Origin of the sequence: Cellulomonas sp. WB94 (assembly GCF_003115775.1) — a bacterium.
Taxonomy (GTDB): domain Bacteria; phylum Actinomycetota; class Actinomycetes; order Actinomycetales; family Cellulomonadaceae; genus Cellulomonas_A.
The window spans coordinates 2,655,026-2,676,888 of record NZ_QEES01000002.1; the positions used below are offsets into that span (position 1 = coordinate 2,655,026).

A 21,863-nucleotide genomic window follows, 5' to 3' on the forward strand; every position below is an offset into this window, starting at 1 on the left:
GGTGTGCGCGTGACCGTGGAGACCTGGAGCGACGGCTACGCCGAGCTCGACCGGGCACGGTGGGTCATCGAGGCGCCCAAGTCGCGTGCCCGCAGCCCGTTCGAACGGGACCGCGCGCGGCTCGTGCACTCCTCGGCGCTCCGGCGGCTCGGAGCCAAGACCCAGGTGCTCGGCCCGTCGTCGGACGACTTCGTGCGCACCCGCCTCACGCACTCGCTCGAGGTCGCGCAGGTCGGCCGGGAGATCGGCAAGGCCCTCGGCTGCGACCCGGACGTCGTCGACACGGCCTGTCTCGCGCACGACCTGGGTCACCCGCCGTTCGGCCACAACGGTGAGCGTGCTCTCGCCTCCCTCGCCAAGGGCATCGGCGGCTTCGAGGGCAACGCGCAGACCCTGCGGCTGCTCACGCGGCTCGAGCCCAAGGTCGTCGCCCCCGACGGTCGCGCGGTCGGCCTCAACCTGACGCGCGCGAGCCTCGACGCGTCGGTCAAGTACCCGTGGTTCGCGGGGAGGGCCCGCTGAGCCCGAGCGGGCTGCCCACGCACAAGTTCGGCGTCTACGCCGACGACGCGCCCGTGTTCGCCTGGCTCCGCGACGGCGCTCCCGCCGGACACAAGTGCCTCGAGGCGCAGGTCATGGACCTGGCGGACGACATCTCGTACTCCGTCCACGACGTCGAGGACGCGGTCGTCGGTGGGCGCCTCGACCTGCGGGTCCTGACGGTCGACGACGAGCGTGCGCGAGTGCTCGCGGCGGTCGAGTCCTGGTACGGCGACCTCGTCTCGGGTCCGGAGCTGGAGGCCGCCATGGACAGGCTCAACGCGGCCGACCTGTGGGCACAGGGGTTCGACGGCTCGCGCGGCGCGCTCGCGATGCTCAAGGACGCCACCAGCCAGCTCATCGGACGGTTCGCGGGGGATGCGCACGCCGCGACACGCGCCCGGTACGGGCCTGGCCCGTTGACCCGGTACGCCGCCGACCTCGTCGTCCCGCCCGAGACCCAGGCCGAGATCCTCGTCCTCAAGGGCCTCGCGGTCGCGTACGTCATGGCGCCGCGCGAGCTCGAGCCGCTGTACCACCGCCAGCGCGAGATCCTCGTGGACCTCGTGCGGGTCATGAGCGAGCGCGCCCCGCTCGCGCTCGAACCACCGTTCGCCGCGGACTGGGTCCTCGCCGACGACGACGCGGCCCGCCTGCGCGTCGTCATCGACCAGGTCGCGTCCCTCACCGACGTGTCGGCGGCCGAGATGCACGCTCGCCTCGTCCACCCGCCGAGGCGCTGACCAGGCGGTCCGGCAGGTGAGGCCCCGGAGCTCGGCGCCCGGGGGAGGGCCAGCCGCGGCCTAGACTCAGGCCGTGGCAGGACGGATCCGGCGGGAAGACGTGCAGGCGGTCCGTGAACGTGCCCACATCGAGGACGTCGTCGGCGAGCACGTGACCCTGAAGTCCGCGGGCGTCGGCTCGATGAAGGGCCTGTGCCCGTTCCACGACGAGCACTCACCGTCGTTCCACGTGCGCCCGCAGGTCGGCCTGTGGCACTGCTTCGGGTGCGGCGAGGGCGGCGACGTCATCTCGTTCGTCCAGAAGATCGACGGCCTGCCGTTCTCTGACGCCGTCGAGTACCTCGCGGGCCGCGTCGGCCTCCAGCTGCGGTACGAGGAGGGCGGCGCCCCCCGCCCGGGCGACGAGCCGGGCCGCCGCCAGCGGCTGCTCGAGGCGCACCGCGCCGCGGCCACCTTCTTCGGCGAGCAGCTCGCGACCCCGGGTGGCGCGACCGCGCGCGCGTTCCTCGCCGAGCGCGGCTTCGACCGCGGTGCGGCCGAGCAGTTCGGCGTCGGGTACGCGCCCCAGGGCTGGGACTCGCTCCTGCGGCACCTGCGCGGGCGCGGCTTCACCGAGGCCGAGCTCGTCGCGACGGGGCTGCTGAGCCAGAAGTCCGGCGGAGGCGTGTACGACAGGTTCCGGGGGCGGCTCGTCTGGCCGATCCGCGAGGTCACGGGCGACACCGTGGGCTTCGGCGCGCGCAAGCTGTTCGAGGAGGACCAGGGCCCCAAGTACCTGAACACCCCTGAGACGGCCCTCTACAAGAAGTCCCAGGTCCTGTACGGCATCGACCTGGCCAAGCGCGAGATCGCCCGCGCCAAGCAGGTCGTGGTCGTCGAGGGCTACACCGACGTCATGGCGATGCACCTGTCCGGGGTGGGCACGGCGGTCGCGACGTGCGGCACCGCGTTCGGCCCGGACCATGCGCGCATCGTGCGCCGGCTCGTCGGCGACGCCGGCTCGAGCGGCGGGGTCCAGCTCGCGTCCGGCGCCTCGGTCGGCGGCGAGATCATCTTCACGTTCGACGGCGACGCGGCCGGCCAGAAGGCCGCGCTCCGGGCGTTCGGCGAGGACCAGTCGTTCTCGGCCCAGACGTTCGTCGCGGTCGAGCGCAGCGGCATGGACCCGTGCGAGCTGCGGCAGGCCCAGGGGCCCGACGCGGTCCGGGCGCTCGTGGCCGGCCGCACGCCACTGTTCGAGTTCGTCATCCGCTCGACCCTCGCGGCGTACGACCTGGCGACTGCCGAGGGCCGCGTCGGCGCGCTGCGGGCTGCCGCGCCGGTCGTGGCCGGGATCAGGGACACCGCGCTGCGCCCCGAGTACACGCGGCTCCTCGCGGGCTGGCTCGGCATGGACCAGGCGTCCGTGCGGAGCGCGGTCTCGGGTGCGGGTCGCACCGCTGGAGCGCGCCGGCCCGACGACGCCGGCGCCGCGCGTCGGGGCGACTCAGGTCCGGGGGACGCCCGACGCCCCGGCCAGGGTGCGTCCGCACCGGTCGACCGCATGCCGCTGCCCGACGTGCGCGACCCGGTCGCCCGCACCGAGCGGACCGCGCTCGAGGTCGTCCTGCAGCTGCCCGCGCTCGTCCCCGCCGAGTTCGACGACCTCGGGGACGACGCGTTCAGCGCGCCCGCCTACCGTGCCGTGCACGAGGCGATCCGCGCCGCGGGCGGACTCCAGGGTGCGCGTGAGGAGCTGGCCGCGGCCGGCGACCGGGGGAGTGCTGCCTGGGTCGCCCGCGTGCACGAGGAGGCCGCGAGCCCCGTCGCCGGGCTCGTCACCGAGCTGGCCGTCGCGCCGCTCCCGGAGGACCGCGCCGAGGTGCTCCCCGACTACGTGCGGGGCGTCGTCCTCGCGATCCTCGAGATCGGGTTCACGCGGCGCATCGCCGACCTGCGCGGTCGGCTCCAGCGCATGGACGGCGTCGCCGACCCGGGCGCCTACCAGGCGCTGTTCACCGAGCTGATCGCGCTCGAGAACCGTCGTCGGACGCTGCGCGACAGCGCCTGACAGACCCCGCGGACTGCGACCGACCCCGGCGACACCGCCTGAGGTGCCGTGCGGCAGCGCGCGAGCTCAGCGCAGGACGGCGAGCCCCGTGGCGGCGTCGACGGCGAGGTCACCGGGCGAGGTGGAGTGCTGCACGGTCGCGGTCACCGTCATCGACCGCAGCGTGAGATACCCGTGGTAGTTCGACAGGAACGCGGTGTCCGTGGCGTCCCGACCGGTCGCGATGCGCAGCATCGACCCCAGGGGCGCGAGCGCGGTCGCGTCGACCAGGTGCCAGGCGCCGTCGACGTAGGCCTCGACGACGGCATGGAAGTCCATGGGACTCAGGCCGGGTGCGTAGACCGACACGAACCGTGCGGGCATGTCCTTGGCGCGCAGCAGGGCGACGACGAGGTGCGCGAAGTCACGACACACGCCGCGGCGCTTGAGGAGCGTGTCCGACGCGGCGTCGGTCGGCAGGCTCGACCCGGGCGCGTAGCGCAGGTGGTCGGCCACCCACCCGACGACCGCGGTGACCAGAGCGGCTTCCTCGAGCCCCGCGAACTGCTGGCGCGAGAAGGCGAGCAGCTTGTCGGAGTCCGCGTACCTGCTCGGCCGGCGGTACTCGATGAGGTCCGCGTCCTCCACCGGTGGGAGCGCAGCGGTCCCGGTCACCTGTGCGTGGTAGTCGACGACCACACGGCCCGCAGGAGCGTGCACGCGGTGGATCCGCGCACCGTGGTGGGTCTTGATCTCCAGGGGCTCCAGGAGGGCGTCCTGATGCGTCACCGTCAGGTGCTCGAACCGGTCGTACGCGCCGTCGGCGACGGCGATCGCCAGGTACAGCTCGGTCGACGAGGTGACGTCGAACGAGAGGTGGGAGGAGACGGTGCGGAGCACGGACGTCGGTGTCCTTTCCGGGGTCGCGAGCAGGAGCCGAGCTGAAGGAGGAGGGGGCCGTGCGGTGGTGCAGCAGGTGAAGTGTGAGGCTCAGCGGACGTTTGCGCCAGTACGGGTCGCCGAGCCGCGACGTCGCCTCGACGGGGCGCATCTCAGAGGGAGGAACCGGCCGCCGGGAGCAGGATCTCGAAGCGGCTGCCAAGGCCGCGGCCGGGGCTGCTGGCGGTGATCGTTCCGCCGTGGGCCTCGACGAGGGCCTTGGTGATCGCGAGCCCGACGCCCGACCCACCGTGGTCGCGGTCGCGGGCGGTGTCGACCCGGTAGAAGCGTTCGAAGAGATGGGGAAGGTGCTGGGGTTCGATGCCTTCCCCGGTGTCTTCGACGCCGATCTGCACCGCCCCGGGGTGGGCGGTGCGGGCGGTCACGGTCACGACCCCTCCGGGGGGCGTGTGCCGCAGCGCGTTGTCCAGGAGGTTGCTGAGCACCTGCCCCAGGCGGTCACGGTCGACGGCGAGCGGTGCCACGCGGGGGTCGACACGGGTGGTGAGCTCCACGCCGCGGGCCGCGAACCGGTCTGCGGCGGACAGGGTGGCCGCTGCGACGATCTCCTGGGGCGCGACGAGCACGTGCTGGAGCACGAGCTCGCCGCTCTCGGCCTGAGTGACCGCTGCGAGATCGCGGGCGAGCAGGGTCAGCCGGGAGGCCTGTGCGCGCAGGACCGCGACGGTCGCGGGAGTCAGGGACTCGACACCGTCCTCGAGGCCTTCGAGGTAGGCCGTGAGGGTCGCCACCGGGGTGCGCAGCTCGTGGGCGACGTCGGCCAGCAGCCGCTGCCGGAGCGCCTCGGACTCATGCAGCCGCGCCGACATGGCATTGAACGCATCGGCGAGCTCGTCGAACTCGACCCCCAGGTGGGGGTTGGTGACGTGGGCGTCGAACCGTCCGCCCGCCACCTGCGCGGCGGCGCTGGACAAGGCCGCCAGGGACCTGCCGATGCGCCGGGTCAGGAACAGGCTGACGGCGAGCGCGGCCAGGACCGCCGCGGCCAGGGCCACGGTCAGGGACAGGGCGCTGGCCGACCGGAACGCCTCCTCGGCGTGCAGCACCGCGACCGGGTCGTGGCTCGCACCGGCCTGGAGCATGTGGCTGTGGAACGTCGCAGGTCCGATCGCCCCGGCAACCAGCCAGGCGGTGACGCCGGCGGTGACCACCACGAGCGCGATGGCCGCCAAGAGCCGGGAGGCCAGCCCGGACCGGCCTCGCCGCGGGTCCGGGGCGACCATCAGCCCTGACCCATGCGGTAACCCACCCCGCGCACCGTCCGGACGAAGCGCTGCTCTTCGGCGGTGTCACCGAGCTTGCGCCGGACGTGCAGGACGTGGACGTCGACGAGGTGCTCGTCGCCGACCCAGTTGTCGCCCCAGACGGCCTCGATGAGCGCGTGCCGACTGAAGGCGGCGTGCGGTCGGGCCGCCAGCGCCGCGAGGACGTCGAACTCGGCGCGGGTCAGTGCGGCGAGCATCCCGTCGACGTGCACCTCGCGGGCGACCGTGTCGATCGACAGCGATCCGAACACCAGCGGCGGTGCGGGGGCTGCGGTCGCGTGGGCCGTCACGGTGCTCGCGGCGGACCGTCGCGGCCGACGCAGCATCACACCGACCCGCGCCGTCAGCTCCCGCGGGCTGAACGGCTTGGTCACGTAGTCGTCGGCGCCCACCGCAAGACCGATGAGGGTGTCGACCTCCTCCGCGCGCGCCGTGAGCATCACCACGTAGCAGTCGGAGAAGGTCCGCAGCTCGCGGCAGACCTCGACGCCGTCCATGCCCGGCAGGCCGAGGTCCAGGACGACGACGTCCGGGTCGACCGACCTGGCCAGCGCCAGGGCATCGAGACCGTCGAACGCCACGTGCACCTCGAACCCGTCGCGTTCCAGGTAGCCGGCCACCAACCGGGCCAGCGGCTCCTCGTCGTCGACGACGAGAGCGCGATGGGCAGCGGGTCTCGCGGCAGGCGTCGGCGTCACGGAACTCATTGTGCCGTCCTGCGTCTGCCCGCCCGGTCGCCTCGCGGCGCCGCGAGGCGACCGGCGACGTTCTTCAGCGAGTCTTCATCATTCGTGCGTCAGGTATTGATGGCGGGGCCGGACCGTGGTGAGAGGTACCGCTGGCGGCCCGACGAGGAGTCTTCATCGGATCTTGATCGAACGTCGATCGGTTGAGCAGGGGTGCGGGTCGAAGGTGAGGTGTCCGACCGACGCGCGCAGGAGGCCCTCGTGGTGGTTCAGCTCGACACGGCACCGATCCCGGTGACCGTGGTCCACGCCGAGGCGTGCCACTTCTGCGACGAGGCCGAGCGTGAGCTCGCCGGGCTGGCCGGGCAGTTCCCGCTCGCGGTCCGGGTGATCCCGCTCGACTCGGCCGAGGGTCGCAGCCTGGTGGATCTCCACCGGCCCGCCATGAACCCCCTGGTGCTGGTCGACGGGGCGTACTTCAGCGCGGGTCGCCTGCCGCGCAAGAAGCTCACGCGCCTGCTCGCCGCTCGCGCGTCCGCGCCCGTGGGGCGCTGAGTCGTGGGTGCTGACCTGCTCACGACCGGCAGCATCGTCGCGGCGTTCTTCGCCGGTGGCGTCGCGCTGTTCGCGCCCTGCTGCATCGTGTTCCTGGCACCGAGCTACCTGGCCGGCGCCGTGAAGAACCGGCTGTGGAGACTGCTGCCGCTGACATTCATCTTCGCCGCCGGCCTGGCGCTCGTGCTGGTCCCGTTGACCATGGGGATGAGCCTTCTCGCCGGTGCGATCGCCCGGTACCACGCGCCGTTGTACTACGCGGGCGGCACCTTGATGATCGTCCTCGCGCTCCTGGCACTGTCGGGGAAGATGTGGTCGCTGCCCAGCGTCATGCGCACCCCGGACACGAGGCGGGGGGACTCCGCGAGCTTCTTCGCGCTCGGGGTCTTCTCAGGGATCGCGTCCAGCTGCTGCGCGCCCGTGCTCGTCGGGGTGATGACGCTGTCCGCGCTGTCCGGGTCGGCGATCGGCGGCCTCGCGCTCGGCCTGGCGTTCGTGTTCGGCATGGTCTTCCCCCTGTTCGTCATGGCCCTGCTGTGGGACCGGGCGCGGCTGGGGGAGCGCACGCTCTTCCGAGCGAAGCTCGTCCGCATCCGCCTGGGCACCAGGCTCCTCGTGACGAACACGCTCAACGTGGGCGTCGCCGTCGCGTTCGCCGTCATGGGCGGCTTCATCATCGCCCTCGCCGGCAGCGCCGACATGACCGGCGGGACCGCCTTCCAGGCCTCGGCGGGCCAGGCCCTGGCCGACGTCTTCCTGCGGATCCAGCGGTGGACCGAGCCGGTACCCGAGCCGGTGCTGGGACTCGCCCTGCTCGCCCTTGCGGCCGTGTTCGTGTGGGCGACGCTGGTCGGCCGCCGCAGCCACCCGGCCCCACCGAGCGACGGCGGCACCGATGTCCCGCCGACCGATGACCTGCCCACCGATGGCGACGACGCCCCGTCGTGCCACGAGACCCCAGCACACCAAGGGAGTGGTCGATGACCTCCGGGACCGCCATGCGACGCGAGCACGAGCGCCAGGTCGCGCTGGACCTGGCGGCCGAGCAGAGCCACGCCGCCACGCTTCGACGTCGCCGGTGGGGGATCATCGCCTGGACGACGGGACTCCTCGTGGTGGTCGGACTGGTCGTGGCCGGGCTGGTGTCCGCGCGACCGACGCAGTCCGCCGAGGCGCGCACGGCCCCGGCGTTCACCCTGCCCGCGACCGACGGCACGAGCGTGTCCCTGGCGTCCCTGCGCGGCACCCCCGTGCTCCTGTACTTCAGCGAGGGAGCCGGCTGCGACGCCTGCCTGGTCCAGATGGCCAAGATCGAGAGCGACCCGGCCTTCACCGCGACCGGCATCAAGGTCCTGCCCATCGTGATGAACACCGCCGCTCAGATCACCCCCGACATGACCCGGCTCCGGGTCACGACCCCGTTCCTTCTCGACGACGGCACCACGTCCAAGGCCTACGACACGCTCGGCAAGGGCATGCACGAGGGGCTGCCCGGGCACGGCTTCGTCCTCATCGACGCCCAGGGTGTTCAGAAGTGGTCCGCCGACTACCCCTCCATGTGGATCGCGCCCGCCGACCTCCTGAAGGAGGTCACGGCGCGCCTCTGAGCTGCTCGGCGCGCCGTCCCGACGAGCCCGGGTCCACCATGGATGACTGCTGAGGGACGTCGGCGAAGGGAGCCTTCATGCGCTCGGCGAGCCGGACCGCCGTGCTCTCGGTCTCGGGTCTGCACTGGGCGTCGTCGGCTGCCGTCGTGGAAGCCGTGCTGTCTCGTCGCGCCGGGGTGCGCAGCGTCGAGGCGAACCCCGTGGACCAGACCGCGACGGTGACGTACGACCCCGAACGAACCTCGGTGGCGCAGCTGGCCGGTTGGGTGCGCGACTGCGGGTACCACTGCGCCGGCCAGTCCGTCCCCGATCACCTCTGCGACCCGATGGACGAGCCGACCGACCATCACGCGCACGCCCCCCACGAAGGTCCGCCGATCCATGGACCCCAGGAGGTGATAGGGCACGGCGGCCACCACGGCGCGATGTCGATGGACAGCATGGTCCGCGACATGCGCAACCGGTTCCTGCTGGCGGCCGTGCTGTCGGTTCCGGTGCTGCTGTGGTCGCCGATCGGCCGGAAGGTTCTCGGGTTCGGGGTGGCCGCGCCGTTCGGCCTGCGCGACGACGTCTTCGCACTCGCGCTGTCGCTGCCGGTGGTCTTCTACTCGGCGTGGATCTTCTTCGACGGTGCCTATCGGGCACTGCGCGCACGGACCCTCGACATGATGGTGCTCGTCGCGGTCGGCGTGGGCGCCGGGTGGGTGTACAGCCTGGGCGTGACCCTCACGGGCGGGGGTGAGGTCTTCTACGAGGCCGCGACGGTGCTGACCTCGTTCGTCCTGCTCGGGCACTGGTTCGAGATGCGGGCGCGCGGCGGCGCCAACGACGCGGTGCGGACGCTGCTCGAGCTCGCACCGGCGATGGCCCTGGTCCTGCGCGACGACGAGCCCGTCGAGGTCCCGACGGCCGACGTGCAGGTGGGGGACCTGCTGCTGGTGCGGCCCGGCGCGAGGGTTCCGGTGGACGGGGTCGTGGAGAGCGGGGAGTCCGAGGTCGACGAGTCGATGGTGACCGGGGAGAGCCTGCCCGTTGCCAAGGCCGCTGGTTCGCCGATGATCGGTGCGTCGATCAACACCACCGGAACCCTGCGCGTGCGGGCCGTCAAGGTGGGGGCTGACACCGCACTTGCCCAGATCGTGGCGCTGGTGCAGGAGGCGCAGAACTCCAAGGCCCCGGGTCAGCGCCTGGCCGACCGGGCGGCCTTCTGGCTGGTCCTCGTGGCGCTCGTCGCGGGCAGCACGACGTTCCTGGTGTGGCTCGCCAGCGGGGCGAGCGTGCAGACCGCGATGCTGTTCGCCATCACGGTCGTGGTGATCACCTGCCCGGATGCGCTCGGTCTGGCCACGCCGACGGCGATCATGGTCGGCACCGGCCTGGGCGCCCAGCGGGGAGTCCTGTTCAAGAACGCGACGGCGCTGGAGACCTCGGCGCGGATCGACACCGTCGTGATGGACAAGACCGGGACGCTGACGAAGGGCGCCCCCGAGGTCACCGACGTCGTCGTCGACGGCATGGAGGAGGCGCGGGTCCTCGCGCTCGCCGCGGCCGTCGAGCAGGAGTCGGAGCACCCGCTGGCCGCGGCGGTCGTCCGGTACGCGCGGACGAGGGGCGCGGCGACGTTGCGGGCCACCGAGTTCCGCAACGTCCCGGGCCACGGCGCCGGCGCGGACGTCGACGGGCACCGCGTGCTGGTCGGCAACCGCACGCTGATGGCCGCCGAGCACATCGACCTCGGCTCGCTGTCCGACGCGCGCGACCGGTTCGCGGCCGCCGGGCGCACCGCGGTCTTCGTCGCTGCCGACGGCACGGCTGTCGGCGTGATCGCCATGGCCGACGCCGCCCGGGAGACGGCCGCCCAGGCCGTTGCGGCCCTGCACGAGGCCGGGGTCCAGGTCGTCATGCTGACAGGCGACGACCAGGCCACCGCCGACAGGATCGCCGGCCAGCTGGGGATAGACCAGGTGATCGCTGAGGAGCTCCCCGGAGACAAGGCCGCCAAGGTCGCGGAGCTGCAGGCCAGCGGGAAGCGGGTCGCCATGGTCGGGGACGGGGTGAACGACGCGCCGGCGCTCGCGCAGGCCGACCTGGGCATCGCCATCGGCGCAGGTTCCGACGTCGCCATCGAGACCGCGGACGTCGTCCTGATGCGCTCGGACCCCCTGGACGTTCCGATCGCGCTGCGCATCGGCACGGGGACCGTGCGCAAGATGCGGCAGAACCTCGGGTGGGCCATCGGGTACAACGCCCTGGCCCTGCCCATCGCGGCCGGAGTCTTCGAACCGTCGATCGGCCTCGTCCTGCGTCCGGAGATCGCGGCCTTGTCGATGTCCGGCTCCAGCCTGATCGTGGCCGTCAACGCCCTGCTCCTCAAGCGGCTGCGGCTCCCCGCGACCGACCGCCGCCAGGTCACATCCGATGTGCCATCGGCAGGAGGAACATCCCCACGTTGACGGCGCCGAGCAGCGCGATGATGACCACGAACGGCAGCAGGGTCCGGCGGCGCCGCGCGGCCGTGCGGTAGCGGCGGTGCGCGATGCGCCGTGCCGTGTAGAACGAGCCGGCAAGGCCGAGGGCAAGGAGGGCGAACTGCAGCACCTGGATGGTGCCGGTGCCGACCAGCGCCGGATCGCCGGTGCCGCCGGTACCGCCGAACAGGACGGTCAGGGTGGAGTACACCGACCCGCCCTCGGCGAGCAGGTGGAACAGGTTGTGCGCGAGGTGGGCAGCGACGTCGAGGGGGATCAGTGCGTAGCCGAACCGGGCGAAGTTGAGCGTCGCGCTCTCGAGGTTGCGCAGTGCTGCGACCCGGGAGGCCAGGGCGAGGAGTGCGACCGGGACGCTGACCGCGACGGCGAACGCGACCGTGAAGATGACGGCGTAGCTCGTGATGCCGGTCGTCGTCTCGATCCAGCTCAGGACGTCCGTCCAGACCTCGAGCATGGTGACGTTCTGGATCAGGACGATGCCCATGATCGCCATGGCCAGCGCGGACTGCTCGAGCTTGGGCTTCGTGATGAACCACAGCTCGCTGGTCGGCTTGCGGACCCGGATCTGGATGGCGTCGTTGGGGCACGACTTGATGCAGTTCGCGCACAGGTTGCAGTTCGCCGAGTCCTCCATCGTGCGCGGGAACGTGAACAGCGGGCAGGCGGCGACCGTGTCAGTGCCGTTGAAGCACGCCGCCTTGGCCTTGCACGTCGAGCAGATCCCGGTGTCCGCACGCAGCTCGACCATGCCGACCCGGGCGTAGTTGCCCGCGAGCCCGCCGAGGAAGCACAGGTACCGGCAGAAGGTGCGTCGCTGGAACAGGGCGCCCGACGCGATGACTGCTGTCGTGAGGAGGAGGAGCAGCACGCCTGAGCCCCACGGCGACTCGACGATGCCCCACACGTGATCGGCCCACGTGATCGCGAGGAACGCGGCGTCGATGACCCAGATGCCGTAGCTCTTGAGGAACGCCGGCACCGGGCGGTTGACCCCGACCCACTTCTGCACGAGGTCGGAGATGGCGCCGAACGGGCACACGGCGCACCAGAACCGACCGAGCAGCACGAAGACGATGGGGATGACGGGCCACCACAGCACCCACATGAGGGCCGTGCCGGCGTTGTCGTGGGCCGCGTCGGGCCCGGCAAGAAGCTGATACGCCACGAGGCCGAACACGGCGGCGATCGGGACCTGCAGGACGCCGGGATACCACCGGCTGCGCAGAGCCGCTGCGACAAGGGGGATCGTCATGAGGTTCCGGCCCGGGCGCGGCGGCGTCAGGTCCGGACCCGGGGACACGTCCGGGTCGACCGGGGCGGGCGGTACGACGGTGGTGGGCGCGGTCACGGGGTTCTCCTTCGCCGGTCAGACGGTCGTCGGGGGAGTCGATCCCCGCTGGCGGCGCGGGTGTCGGGCTCGATCGCGTCGACGCAGGACGCTGGCGCTGATCAGGACCGCGCCGTTGACGCCGGCGAACGTGGACAGCACCGCGACGCGGGGGCGCGCCGTCGCTCCGATGGCGCCCTCGGCCGGCTCGGCGCCGTGCTCGGTGTGGTCAGCCGAGCCGGCGCCGTGGTCCATGCCCTCCATGCCCTGCATGTCGTCAGTCCCCGTCATGCCCTCCATGTCGTGCGGGGCGGAGGTCTGGCTGGGCGTGGGTAGCGGCTCGGACGCGATCGCCGGGCCCAGGAAGGCAGCCAGCGGCAGAACCAGCGCCGGCAGTGCCAGCGCGACGACGGCCGGCAGTCGGATGACGGTGCGGTGCATGCGGGTCAGCTCCTCGAGGACGGGTCCGCGAGTACTGTCCCGGCACGCTGAACGATTGACCCGGGACTTTGCGGTCCCTGGGCAGAACCTCAATCGAAACTTCATCGAGCGCCGCGGCGCCCCCGACAGCCCGCGTCCGTCCTCGGTGCCCCGCCCGGGGCGCGATCTACAGGCCGCTGCGCCACTCGTCGGCGAGCAGCGCGTAGCCCAGACCCTCGAGCCAGGCGCCCGAGCGGTGCAGCGACTCGCGGACGGCGTGCTGCTCTCGACGCATCCCGACACGCTCCATCAGACGCCAGGATGCCTCGTTGTCAGCGAAGCAGGTGGCCGTCACGCGACGCAGCCCGAGGTCCTCGAAGCAGATCCGGATCAGCTCTCGGACCGCCTCGGTCGCGTACCCCTGGCCGGCCTGATCGGGGTGAAGTGCCCACCCGAGCTCTGCCTGGACCCCGCGACCCTGGTCGACGACCTCGGCCTGCGCCCAGGCGTCCGACACGGCGAGCATGAGGTCGCCGATGACCTCGCCGTCGTGCTCGATGACAAGGGTCTTCGGCAACCGACCCGGATGGTCGAACGCGGTGCGGTACTCGTCCACCGTGGTCGGGGCGCGCGTGATCCAGTGGTTGACGGTCGCCAGCCGGCGGTACCGCCAGGTGGGCTCGACGTCGAGCGGCGTCGCCGGCCGCAGAGCCAGACGTGCGGTCCGCACCGGCCATGCCACGGTGTCGAGGGGGGTGGCCATGGTCACATCGTGTCAGGACACAAGGAAGCCCCACGAAAGGGGGCCTGAACTGCGATTCTGCTGGACTCGTACTGCCCGCCTCGGCAATCCCGACCCCCGACGCCAACAACCGCCAGCACCGCGTCTCGACGTCCGGCTGCCGTTGACGACCTCGTCTGAGGGTGGGGGGTCCACGCCTGAGCCGTTGCCGAGCACCAGGGGAGAGTTCACGTGCGAGGCGCGAGCCCGGTGCCCAGCGCACGGGCGAGGACGGTGACGCGATCGCGTGCCCCGGTCTTGACGAAGATCGACTTGAGGTGGTCTTGCACGGTGTGCTCGGACAGCGCCATCTGCCGTGCCATCATCCGGGTATCGGCGCCCGTGGCAAGCAGTCCGACGAGCTGGTTCTCACGAGAGGTGAAGGCGAAGGCGCGTGCGAAGAGCTCGAGACGCTCGGTGGGTGACGTCTCCTCGATGGTCACGACGATTCCGGCCGCGGCGGGGTCAGGAGCGGTCGGTTGTGTCGCGACGGAAGCGATCCTGGCTGCGCGAAGGGTGAGCCAGAAGCCGTCGCTGAGGTGTGTGCGGGTGGACGCCGGGTGGTCGTCGACGCCGTCTTCGATGGCCAGGAGCTGTGCGGCGGTGTTGTAGACGCTCGCGGGGACAGCGTGGGAACCGGGCCCCGGCGCGAGCAGGACGTCCAGCCACGTCTGGGACGCCGCAGTTCGACTCGTAATTCGCAGACCGTCGTCGAGTGTCAGTACGACGGGCCCGGCGTCATCGCGGTGCGGTTTCGCCGCTTCGACGAAGGTTCGCGCTTGGCATTCCCGCAGGGCAGTCGTCACCGTCGGTGCGATCGCGGCGAGGATGAGAGCGTCGGATTCTCCGAACGGCTCACGGTGGTCGCCGCGCCACAGGTCGAGGAATCCCCAGCAGCCGAACTGGTCGGCGAAGACCGTCGAGGCGACGTCGCGGATGCCGTGCCTGCCCAACATCTCGCGCCACATCACAGTCTGAGCAAGATCGACGCGCGTTGCGTTGCCCAGTAGCCCCACATGTGACGTCGTCTGCATCAGTGCGGTCCAGCGGTTCAGCTGGGTGGAGTACTTCGCCCGGATGAGGGACGGCAGTTCGGAGAGCGGGACGCCAGGGACGTGGGCCAGAGGGGCAGCGCCGACGGTGGTCACAGGGTCGGTGAGCAGCCACACGTACGCATCGAAGTCGACCACCCCATGCAGGACGTCGAGGACTGCGCCGCGCAGGGCCACGGAGTCGAGCATCTGCCGGGCGACGACGTCGATCCGCGCGCGGACTCGATCCCCATCGCGGGTGCTGGTCACTGGATGAGCGTATGGGTCGGTCGGGAACGTCCGTCGCGGTTGATCACACGGACGGAGGACCCCCAGGAATCTGGGGTATCGCGCAGCAGTGGGCCGACCTACCGTGACGTGCACCAGCAGGAGCGTTGCCGGACCGGATGGAGAGCGGCATGACCACGTTGCGCATCGAGCACGCGATCCACGACTACGACCAGTGGAAGGCAGCGTTCGACAGCTTCGCCCAGGTGCGCGCAGACGCCGGAGTGCGTGGCTACGCCATCCGTCTCCCTGTCGAAGACCAGCGCTGCCTGATGCTCGACCTGGAGTTCGACGACCCTGACGCTGCCCGCGGGTTCGTCCAGTTCCTTGAGCAGAAGGTCTGGTCATCTGCGGACTCTGCCCCCGCTCTCGCCGGCGTGCCGCGTACCCGTCTCCTGGAACTCCGGGGAGCCGATTGAGGAGTCGCTGGCACAGGCGAGACGGACAGGCGGGACGGCCGGCTGAGCGACAACGGCGCGGCCGTCTGGTGGCTGTACGACGACCGCCGGTCAACGATCGCGTCAGTGGTGCCGGCGTTGGTCGTGACGGCCAGTTACCCACGGCAGCCAAGACTCACCGACCCCGGCGATATCCCCGGCGGCTGGACCGGACCGTGCAGCTCGGCTCACCGTCGCGGCGCCACATGCCGGCATCAGCGAGCCTCTGTGTCTTGCTCTAGCGAGCTGGACGGGTGTTCGAGACTTGGCCCGCCATCCTGCTTGCCCACATCGTGGGAACGGAGTGACGTACTGAGCGAGCACGTATTGGGCACGGCAGCAGAAAGGCCCCCTCGAAAGGGGGCCTGACCTGCGGGTATACTGGCTCCCTCGACTGGACTCGAACCAGTAACCGTCCGATTAACAGTCGGATGCTCTGCCAATTGAGCTACGAGGGATCGCGCGAAAAGAACTGTAGCAGGAGGCCGCAGGTGCTCCGAATCGCCTCAGACGGCCAGTCCGGCCGCCGAGCGCACCCGAGCCTCCGCGGCGTCGACCCGTGCTGCGACCGTCGGGTCGGCGAGGTCGACGCCTGCTGAGCCGATGACCTGGGACACGAGCTGACCGTCCTCGTTGCGGCGCAGGGCGACCCGCGCCTCGGTCCCGCCCGGGAGCGCGACGATCTCGCTGTGGACGACCGAGGACTGCACCCGCTCGCGCAGCGTCTGGGCGAACGGGCTGGCACCTGGACCCGCGAGCGCGAGTTCGGCACGGCCGCCGTCGACCCAGCTGATGGTGATGGTGGACGTCTCGGGGGCCAGGTTCGCCCGGTCGACGTCGGACCACGGTCGCCGCAGGACGTCGCCGTCGGGCCCGGCGACGTACAGCGACCGGCGCGCGGCAGCGGCCCACCGCCCGTCGGTCAGCTCGGCCGCCACGAGGACGCGGTCCCCCGACGGCAGCGCGAAGCGGGCACGGATCGCTGCGGGCAAGGATGGTCGACGCGAGAACAGGGGCACGTCTCCACGGTACTGCGGGAGGGAAGCCAGTCCCGCCACCGGCCACGTCCGGCGACCCAGTAGCCTGGTCGTTCGCGGGCCAGTAGCTCAGTCGGTCAGAGCAGCGGACTCATAATCCGTGGGTCGTGGGTTCAAGCCCCACCTGGCCCACCCGGTGATCTGCACAGTCACGCGTCTGGCGAAGATCGACAGGCCAATGTGCAGCAGGAGTGCAGCAGCCAACTATCGGCGAGGGTGTAAGCGGCACGGATGTCGCTTAGGAGTCGGCCAAACGGAGATGCGCCCACGAGGGCGATGACTGCCGGTCGGTCCGCTCGTGTTGTCCAGCTGACAGCGATCGCGGCCACACTCGACGCGGTCAGCATCTGCTCGGCCACCGGTGGGGCATACGCCACCTGCCGCTACCGCAGCAGGGGCGGTGTGGAGCGCTGGACGCCAGCGAGCCCGAGGCCTCCGAGGCCCGAACCGACGATGACGACGACGAGACTCTGGATTGTCGCCTCTTGGTGGAACATCGAGCGGGACCCCACACTCACCGCGATCACTCCAGCGGCGATCAGCATGCTCCAGCCGAACTCCGCGCGGCTTCCGCCGTCCATCTGGTGGAGGAGGTCAAGATCTGGATCGGGCACCGGCGTGCCGCGGAAATACTCGGACGCGATCCGATGCCGCTCGCGGTGCACCCGGATGCCCCTTGAATGGTCAAGGCCAATGCCGTGAAGCATGCCAAGAGCAACGGCGCCCGCCCGGACGCCCCGGATAGTTGCGTGATGATCAACACGGGAACGGAGACAGTCCAGAGTGCGCTCTCCAAGTAGAACCGTGCGGGAACCATCACGCTGGCAACCAACTCGGCTGTCGCCCATGTGCGCACCTTGGTCAGCGCAGCGCGACGATTGATGCTCTGCTCCCCGTCAGCGAGTTGCTTCGACCATTCGGCGATACGACGCATCCGAGCTCGCTGGGTCAACTGATCAAGAGCGACAAGGACACCGATGACTGAAGCGATCGCTGCGGCAAGCGGCGCGACGGCCCGCAGGAACGTGTCCATGCGTTGATCGTCCTCCGAGGCCGCGAAGGGCAGCATCTCGTTCCTGGCGTGACGGGGTCGGCAACCACCATGGGCGTCGGCACCGCACGCAGTGTCAGGTGCGAGCTCTCCGTGGCTCAAGAATGCGGGACACAATGACGATCTATGAGGCATGAGCGCGTGGCGCAGTCGACGTCCAATCATCTCCGTGTTCCTTCTGGTGCTCGCTGTGACCCTGCTTCCAGGGTGCGGCAAGCAGGTCACTGAGCAGACAGCCCCGGATGCAACGAGCGCGACACCGACACCAACGCTGACGCCAGTGACTACGCCGACACCGTCCGCGCCGTCCCCAGCACCGACCGCTAAGCCGAGCACGACATCTGCCCCGGCCGATCCACCGGCCACCCAGGCGCCAGCGCCAGCGCCTGCAACAACACCTGCGCCAGCAATAGCACCAGCGCCGGCAGTGGCACCAGCGCCAGCAGAAGCACCTGCTCCGGCAGCTCCTGCGCCTGTCGTCCAAGCACCGCCTGCCACGTCCGCGAACGACCCGCAGTTCGCCACCTGCAAGGCAGCGATCGCCGCTGGCTACGGCAACTACGTGCAAGGGAATGATCCCGAGTACGCCTGGTATAACGACCGTGACGGTGATGGCGTCGTCTGCGAGAAGTGACTACTGAGGCCACGAACAGGGCATCATGTGTCCGCTGAAGGCCCCTTGCAGCGGCCAGATCCGCATGGGCTTTGAGTGCCCGAACGTCGCCTGTACGCCACCTTGAATGTCAGAGGGGGATGGCGTCGGAGGGCGGCAGCCACATTCCGTGGAACCGGAGTTGCTGGTCGCGGAGTTCGAAGCACAGCTGCCGGAGTCCGCGCGATCGCTGTTGACTTCAGGTGCGAGTGCCGCAGCGGGCGCCAAACGTGGACGTCCCGGTCGTCTCGGGCACCGCGGCGCACCGTCTTCTGGAAAGTGCCCGGGCGGGTTTCCAGCCGGTCACCAGCCGCACGCAATCACAGCAACTCGACGCCCGCTGTGCGCCCCGCCGTTACCCGGCGAGCGTCATGACGTGCGCGGTCTCGCCCCCGGGGAGCGTCTCCACCGCGTCGGTCACGACGTACTCGACCTCGACAGGGGGTCCGGTCATCGGGTCGTCCTTCTGAGGGAAGGCGACTGTCTCGCCCGGCTGCGGGTCGTGATCGACCTCGACGGTCTCGCCGTCCCACTCACCGCCACGCGCCACCAGCATGAAGTTCGCCATGTCCACAGCATCCCAGGGGGCACCCCGGCCTGCCACTGCTCGCACGCGGGCCGCGCATCACCCGCGGTGCCACGACCACGCGGACCGGGCTCGTTGACCGTTCATGCGGCCATGCGGGCGAATCGTGCGTTTTCACCCGGTCGTTTCTTGCACGGATGTCCGTATTCGGGCATAGTCGTCACGTCAGCGAACAAGGGCAAACCCGCCGCAAGGCGGGGACGCAAAGCCACGGGGCCTCAAGGGCCAGCCGAGCTACCGAACGACAGGAGAAATCCCATCATGTCTCTCACCACTTCTCACCGCGCCGGCATGTCCGCCCCGATCACGGGCCAGCTTCTGACCCCGGGTGAGGTTGCCGTCATGTTCCGCGTCGACCCGAAGACGGTCACGCGCTGGGCGCAGGCCGGCAAGCTCTCGGCAGTCCGGACCCTCGGCGGACACCGCCGTTTTCACGAGGCCGAGGTTCGCGAGCTCCTCACCGGCGTTCCGCAGCAGCGCGCCGACAGCTGATTCTTCGCAGCACGACATCGGGCCCGGGGAGCGATCCCCGGGCCCGTCGTCGTGTCCGGGATGCTTGCGCCCCGCGGCGTGCGTCAGGCGGGCAGCACCGTGGCCAGCACCGCTGACCGTACGTCTGCCGCGGTGCGGTGCGGCTGGAACGCGAGCCACTCCAGGCCGGCTACGAGCGTGGCACCGAAGATCACGGCCGCGGTGAGCGACGGGTCGCGGTCGGGCCATGTCGCGCGGACGACGTCGGCGAACACCGCCATCGACTCCTCGCGCACCTGCCGGATCGAGTGCTGCCAGTCGCGACCCGTGCGGAACACCTCGGCCACGACGAGCTTGGCGAAGTCGGGGTGGGCCTGCACCTGGACCAGCAGCTCCGTCACGATCGCCTCGATCGCGGCCGGCCCGTCCAGGCCGTCGACGGAGGCGCGCAGTGCGGCAGTCAGGCGATCGACGCCTTCGACGATGACGGCCTCGAACAGCGCGGTCTTGGAGCCGAAGTTGTAGTAGATGCTGCCCTTCGCCACACCCGCCGCGGCCGCGATGTCGTCGACCGACGTCGCGGAGAACCCGCGGTCGGCGATGAGCGCGACCGCCGCGTCGACGATGCTCCCGCGGGTGTCCCGCCGCGGCTGGGTGGGGTCGGTCGCGACCGGCACCGGCGCCAGCGGGGGAGCCGGTGCCGGGTCAGGAGCTGAGTGGGTCGCCATGGTGGCAGCCTGTCAGATGCTGATCGCCGGGTGGAGCCGTTCGAGGCTCCAGGTGCGCAGCCGGCCGGCGCGCCACGACGTGATCGCGAGCGACCCGAGCAGCACCGCGCCGAGGTAGGCGACGGCGCCCCACAGCCGGGCGTCCATCCCGCCCGTGATGACCTCGCGCAGCCCGGTGACGGCGTAGCTCATCGGGAGCAGGGGGTGGATCGCCTGGAAGAACGCGGGTGTCGTCTCGACCGGGTAGGTGCCGCCGGACGACGCGAGCTGGAGCATCAGCAGCGCCAGGATGGCCACCTTGCCCGCGGCCGGGCCCATCACGGCGGTCAGCATCTGCTGCAGCGCCAGGAACGTGGCGACGATCAGCAGGGTGAACGCGATGGTGCCGGCGGTGGTCGCCATCTGCAGACCGACGCCGAAGTGGATGACGGCGATCATGACGGCGACCTGCCCGATGCCGATGACCATCGCGGGAAGGAACCCGGCGAGCGTCGCACGCAGTCCGGACGCCGGGGTGGCGAGCGCCCGCGAGGGGAGCGGGCGCAGCAGGAGCCACGTGATGAGGGACCCGACGAACAGCGCGAGCGGGATGAAGAAGGGCGCGAACCCCTCCCCGAAGCCCTGCGCGGCGGCGACGCTGGTGGACTCGAGCGCGACCGGCGAGGCGATGGTCGTCGCACGCTGTGTGCGCACGTCGGTCGTGTCGTCGGGGATCGCCGCGGCACCGGTCGTGAGGCCGTCGGCGAGCGTCTGCGCGCCACCCTCGAGCTGGACCGTGCCGTCGGCGACCTGGCTCGCGCCGTCGGCGAGCGTGGTCGTGCCGGCCGCGAGCTCCGAGGCGCCTGTGGCGAGCCTCGTCGTGCCCTGGGCGAGCTGCGACGTGCCGGTGACCAGGCTGCCTGCACCCGTCGCCAGGGTGCCCGCACCGTCCGCGACGGACTGGGTGCCGGCCGCGAGCTGGGCCGAGCCGGAGCGCAGGTCGTTCGCGCCCGTCGACAGCGTGCCGAGCCCGCTGCTCAGCTGGGTCGCACCGGCAGCGACCTTGCCGGCGCCGGTGTCGAGCGCAGCGAGCTGGCTCGACATGGCGGCAACGGTCGCGGTCGACGGGAGGGCCGCCGACGCGGACTGCAGCCCGGTCAGGAGCTGGGCTGCGGTGGTGTCTCCGGCGGCCGCATGCGCGCCGAGGTAGGCGCCGATCGAGGTGAGCCCGGTCTGCAGCGCGGGCAGCGAGGCCGCGAGCTGGCCGACCTGGCCGGTCGCGCTGTGCACCCCGGTCGCCACCTGCGCGGCGCCGGCGGCGAGCGTGGCGGACGACGTCGCAGCGCTGGATGCGCCGTCGGCGAGGCGCCCCGCCCCGGCGGACACCTGCGCGGCGCCGCTCGCGGCAGAGCTCGCACCGGTCGACAGCGCCCCCGCGCCGTCGGCGAGCTTCTGGGCGCCCGCCGTCAGGGCCGAGGAGCCGGAGACGAGCTGCTTCGAGCCGTCCGCGAGCGCGGCCGCGCCGGTGGCGGCGCTCGTGGCGCCGTCGGCCACCTGCTGCGCGCCGTCGGCGAGCTGCCCACCGGCCGCTCGCAGCGTCAGGGCGCCGTCGGACGCCTGCGCGAACCCGTCGCGGGCCGAGCCGAGCCCGACCAGGACCTGGTCGACGCCCTGCTCGCCGATCGTCGCGGCGACGGCGTCCCGGACCTGCGTCATCGCCGAGCGACCGAGCGTGGAGGCGAGGAACGAGTTGGCGTCGTTGTAGGTGACCAGCAGCTGTGCGCTGGTGGGGTCGGCGCCGCCCGCGGAGGCGATGTCGGCCGAGAACTCGGCCGGCACGGTCACCGCGAAGTAGTACGTGCCGTTCGCGACGCCGTCGGCGGCGTCCTTGGCGTCGGTCAGGTGCCAGTCGAGGTCGCCCGAGTCGAGCAGGCGGGTCGCGACGTCGGTGCCGGCGTGGAGCGCCACACCGTCGAGCGTCGATCCCTGGTCCGCGTCGACGAGCGCCACCGGGAGCTGGTCCAGGTGGCCGGTCGGGTCCCAGAACGCCCACAGGTAGAGCGCTCCGTACAGCAGCGGGATGAAGATCATCGCGCCGACGGCGAGCTTCGGCAGCAGTCCGCGGCGGAACCGGCGCAGCTCGGTGCCGGTCGAGGTGAGGGCGAGCATGGTGATCCTTCGAGACGGTTCGGTGCGCGAGC

Annotated in this window: 19 protein-coding genes, 2 tRNA genes, 1 pseudogene and 1 riboswitch; of the genes and pseudogenes, 9 read left to right on the forward strand and 13 right to left on the reverse strand. The window is 71.3% G+C overall.

Annotation, left to right across the window (positions count from 1 at the left end; genetic code table 11):
• Positions 1-15 precede the first annotated feature (15 nt).
• Positions 16-1,283: pseudogene (locus tag DDP54_RS13330) on the forward strand (deoxyguanosinetriphosphate triphosphohydrolase).
• Positions 1,284-1,356: 73 nt separating this feature from the next.
• A complete protein-coding gene (gene dnaG, locus DDP54_RS13335; RefSeq protein ID WP_109132144.1) occupies positions 1,357-3,333 on the forward strand; it encodes a DNA primase in 1,977 nt (658 codons plus the stop codon).
• A gap of 66 nt (positions 3,334-3,399) precedes the next feature.
• Here dnaG and DDP54_RS13340 read toward each other — a convergent pair whose 3' ends face one another.
• The 3 genes from DDP54_RS13340 to DDP54_RS13350 all read right to left on the reverse strand — a co-directional run bounded on the left by DDP54_RS13340 (position 3,400) and on the right by DDP54_RS13350 (position 6,244).
• A complete protein-coding gene (locus tag DDP54_RS13340) occupies positions 3,400-4,212 on the reverse strand; it encodes a transglutaminase family protein (protein WP_109132145.1) in 813 nt (270 codons plus the stop codon).
• A 152-nt stretch (positions 4,213-4,364) separates the two neighbouring features.
• Entirely contained in the window at positions 4,365-5,495 is a 1,131-nt protein-coding gene (locus tag DDP54_RS13345; RefSeq protein ID WP_109132146.1) for an ATP-binding protein, read from the reverse strand.
• Positions 5,495-6,244: a response regulator transcription factor gene (locus DDP54_RS13350; RefSeq protein WP_109132147.1), complete on the reverse strand. Its 750-nt coding sequence runs from the start codon at positions 6,242-6,244 to the stop codon at positions 5,495-5,497. The genes DDP54_RS13345 and DDP54_RS13350 overlap by 1 nt, the downstream gene beginning before the upstream one ends.
• Before the next feature lie 210 nt (positions 6,245-6,454).
• On the opposite strand from DDP54_RS13350, the gene DDP54_RS13355 reads away from it, so the two are divergent.
• The 4 genes from DDP54_RS13355 (at position 6,455) to DDP54_RS13370 (ending at position 10,838) form a co-directional block, all read left to right on the forward strand.
• Positions 6,455-6,778, forward strand: a complete 324-nt coding sequence (locus tag DDP54_RS13355; RefSeq protein WP_242448405.1) for a glutaredoxin — start codon at positions 6,455-6,457, stop codon at positions 6,776-6,778.
• A gap of 3 nt (positions 6,779-6,781) precedes the next feature.
• The gene (locus DDP54_RS13360; RefSeq protein WP_109132148.1) at positions 6,782-7,762 is read left to right on the forward strand and encodes a cytochrome c biogenesis CcdA family protein; all 981 of its coding nucleotides are present in this window, start codon (positions 6,782-6,784) and stop codon (positions 7,760-7,762) included.
• Entirely contained in the window at positions 7,759-8,385 is a 627-nt protein-coding gene (locus DDP54_RS13365; protein ID WP_109132149.1) for a redoxin domain-containing protein, read from the forward strand. Before DDP54_RS13360 ends, DDP54_RS13365 begins: the two co-directional genes overlap by 4 nt.
• Before the next feature lie 77 nt (positions 8,386-8,462).
• Positions 8,463-10,838, forward strand: coding sequence for a heavy metal translocating P-type ATPase (locus DDP54_RS13370; protein WP_109132150.1), 2,376 nt, complete (start codon positions 8,463-8,465; stop codon positions 10,836-10,838).
• On the opposite strand, the gene DDP54_RS13375 is transcribed toward DDP54_RS13370, so the two are convergent.
• From DDP54_RS13375 to DDP54_RS13390, 4 genes are all read right to left on the reverse strand, one after another.
• Entirely contained in the window at positions 10,795-12,222 is a 1,428-nt protein-coding gene (locus DDP54_RS13375; RefSeq protein ID WP_197711397.1) for a 4Fe-4S binding protein, read from the reverse strand. The genes DDP54_RS13370 and DDP54_RS13375 overlap by 44 nt on opposite strands.
• Positions 12,223-12,240: 18 nt before the next feature.
• Positions 12,241-12,642, reverse strand: coding sequence for a hypothetical protein (locus tag DDP54_RS13380; protein WP_109132151.1), 402 nt, complete (start codon positions 12,640-12,642; stop codon positions 12,241-12,243).
• A 166-nt stretch (positions 12,643-12,808) separates the two neighbouring features.
• Positions 12,809-13,384, reverse strand: coding sequence for a GNAT family protein (locus DDP54_RS13385; RefSeq protein WP_109132152.1), 576 nt, complete (start codon positions 13,382-13,384; stop codon positions 12,809-12,811).
• A gap of 206 nt (positions 13,385-13,590) precedes the next feature.
• On the reverse strand, positions 13,591-14,703 hold the full coding sequence (locus tag DDP54_RS13390; protein ID WP_197711398.1) for a helix-turn-helix transcriptional regulator: 1,113 nt from the start codon (positions 14,701-14,703) through the stop codon (positions 13,591-13,593).
• Positions 14,704-14,852: 149 nt separating this feature from the next.
• Here DDP54_RS13390 and DDP54_RS13395 point away from each other — a divergent pair, with 149 nt between their 5' ends.
• Positions 14,853-15,140 carry a hypothetical protein gene (locus DDP54_RS13395; RefSeq protein ID WP_146192433.1) on the forward strand — a complete coding sequence of 96 codons (288 nt, stop codon included), beginning with the start codon at positions 14,853-14,855 and terminating at the stop codon, positions 15,138-15,140.
• Positions 15,141-15,540: 400 nt separating this feature from the next.
• Here DDP54_RS13395 and DDP54_RS13400 read toward each other — a convergent pair.
• Together DDP54_RS13400 and DDP54_RS13405 are read right to left on the reverse strand one after the other, a co-directional pair.
• Positions 15,541-15,616: transfer RNA gene (locus tag DDP54_RS13400), tRNA-Asn, on the reverse strand.
• A 48-nt stretch (positions 15,617-15,664) separates the two neighbouring features.
• On the reverse strand, positions 15,665-16,177 hold the full coding sequence (locus tag DDP54_RS13405; RefSeq protein ID WP_109132154.1) for a hypothetical protein: 513 nt from the start codon (positions 16,175-16,177) through the stop codon (positions 15,665-15,667).
• 76 nt (positions 16,178-16,253) lie between these two features.
• Between DDP54_RS13405 and DDP54_RS13410 the strand changes: the two genes are divergently transcribed.
• Positions 16,254-16,327: transfer RNA gene (locus DDP54_RS13410), tRNA-Ile, on the forward strand.
• A 251-nt stretch (positions 16,328-16,578) separates the two neighbouring features.
• Here the strand turns inward: DDP54_RS13410 and DDP54_RS13415 are convergent.
• Positions 16,579-16,902, reverse strand: coding sequence for a hypothetical protein (locus tag DDP54_RS13415; protein ID WP_109132155.1), 324 nt, complete (start codon positions 16,900-16,902; stop codon positions 16,579-16,581).
• Positions 16,903-18,253: 1,351 nt separating this feature from the next.
• On the reverse strand, positions 18,254-18,466 hold the full coding sequence (locus DDP54_RS13425) for a hypothetical protein (RefSeq protein ID WP_109132157.1): 213 nt from the start codon (positions 18,464-18,466) through the stop codon (positions 18,254-18,256).
• A 185-nt stretch (positions 18,467-18,651) separates the two neighbouring features.
• Positions 18,652-18,726: riboswitch (cyclic di-GMP riboswitch) on the forward strand.
• Between the two features lie 49 nt (positions 18,727-18,775).
• Here DDP54_RS13425 and DDP54_RS13430 point away from each other — a divergent pair.
• Complete coding sequence (locus DDP54_RS13430) at positions 18,776-18,976, forward strand: BldC family transcriptional regulator (RefSeq protein WP_109132158.1); 201 nt, start codon at positions 18,776-18,778, stop codon at positions 18,974-18,976.
• A gap of 83 nt (positions 18,977-19,059) precedes the next feature.
• Here the strand turns inward: DDP54_RS13430 and DDP54_RS13435 are convergent, their stop codons facing one another.
• Both DDP54_RS13435 and DDP54_RS13440 read right to left on the reverse strand, forming a co-directional pair.
• Positions 19,060-19,683: a TetR/AcrR family transcriptional regulator gene (locus DDP54_RS13435; protein ID WP_109132159.1), complete on the reverse strand. Its 624-nt coding sequence runs from the start codon at positions 19,681-19,683 to the stop codon at positions 19,060-19,062.
• Between the two features lie 12 nt (positions 19,684-19,695).
• A complete protein-coding gene (locus tag DDP54_RS13440; protein ID WP_109132160.1) occupies positions 19,696-21,831 on the reverse strand; it encodes a YhgE/Pip domain-containing protein in 2,136 nt (711 codons plus the stop codon).
• Positions 21,832-21,863: the final 32 nt, after the last annotated feature.

What these genes read in the sequence shown, in the direction of transcription:
- DDP54_RS13345 (WP_109132146.1), bottom strand. Translation starts at nt 5,495, where the DNA reads ATGGTCGCCCCGGACCCGCGGCGAGGCCGGTCCGGGCTGGCCTCCCGG.
- DDP54_RS13350 (WP_109132147.1), bottom strand. Translation starts at nt 6,244, where the DNA reads ATGAGTTCCGTGACGCCGACGCCTGCCGCGAGACCCGCTGCCCATCGC.
- DDP54_RS13365 (WP_109132149.1), top strand. Translation starts at nt 7,759, where the DNA reads ATGACCTCCGGGACCGCCATGCGACGCGAGCACGAGCGCCAGGTCGCG.
- DDP54_RS13370 (WP_109132150.1), top strand. Translation starts at nt 8,463, where the DNA reads ATGCGCTCGGCGAGCCGGACCGCCGTGCTCTCGGTCTCGGGTCTGCAC.
- DDP54_RS13380 (WP_109132151.1), bottom strand. Translation starts at nt 12,642, where the DNA reads ATGCACCGCACCGTCATCCGACTGCCGGCCGTCGTCGCGCTGGCACTG.
- DDP54_RS13385 (WP_109132152.1), bottom strand. Translation starts at nt 13,384, where the DNA reads ATGGCCACCCCCCTCGACACCGTGGCATGGCCGGTGCGGACCGCACGT.
- DDP54_RS13395 (WP_146192433.1), top strand. Translation starts at nt 14,853, where the DNA reads ATGACCACGTTGCGCATCGAGCACGCGATCCACGACTACGACCAGTGG.
- DDP54_RS13415 (WP_109132155.1), bottom strand. Translation starts at nt 16,902, where the DNA reads ATGCTTCACGGCATTGGCCTTGACCATTCAAGGGGCATCCGGGTGCAC.
- DDP54_RS13425 (WP_109132157.1), bottom strand. Translation starts at nt 18,466, where the DNA reads ATGGCGAACTTCATGCTGGTGGCGCGTGGCGGTGAGTGGGACGGCGAG.
- DDP54_RS13430 (WP_109132158.1), top strand. Translation starts at nt 18,776, where the DNA reads ATGTCCGCCCCGATCACGGGCCAGCTTCTGACCCCGGGTGAGGTTGCC.
- DDP54_RS13435 (WP_109132159.1), bottom strand. Translation starts at nt 19,683, where the DNA reads ATGGCGACCCACTCAGCTCCTGACCCGGCACCGGCTCCCCCGCTGGCG.
- DDP54_RS13440 (WP_109132160.1), bottom strand. Translation starts at nt 21,831, where the DNA reads ATGCTCGCCCTCACCTCGACCGGCACCGAGCTGCGCCGGTTCCGCCGC.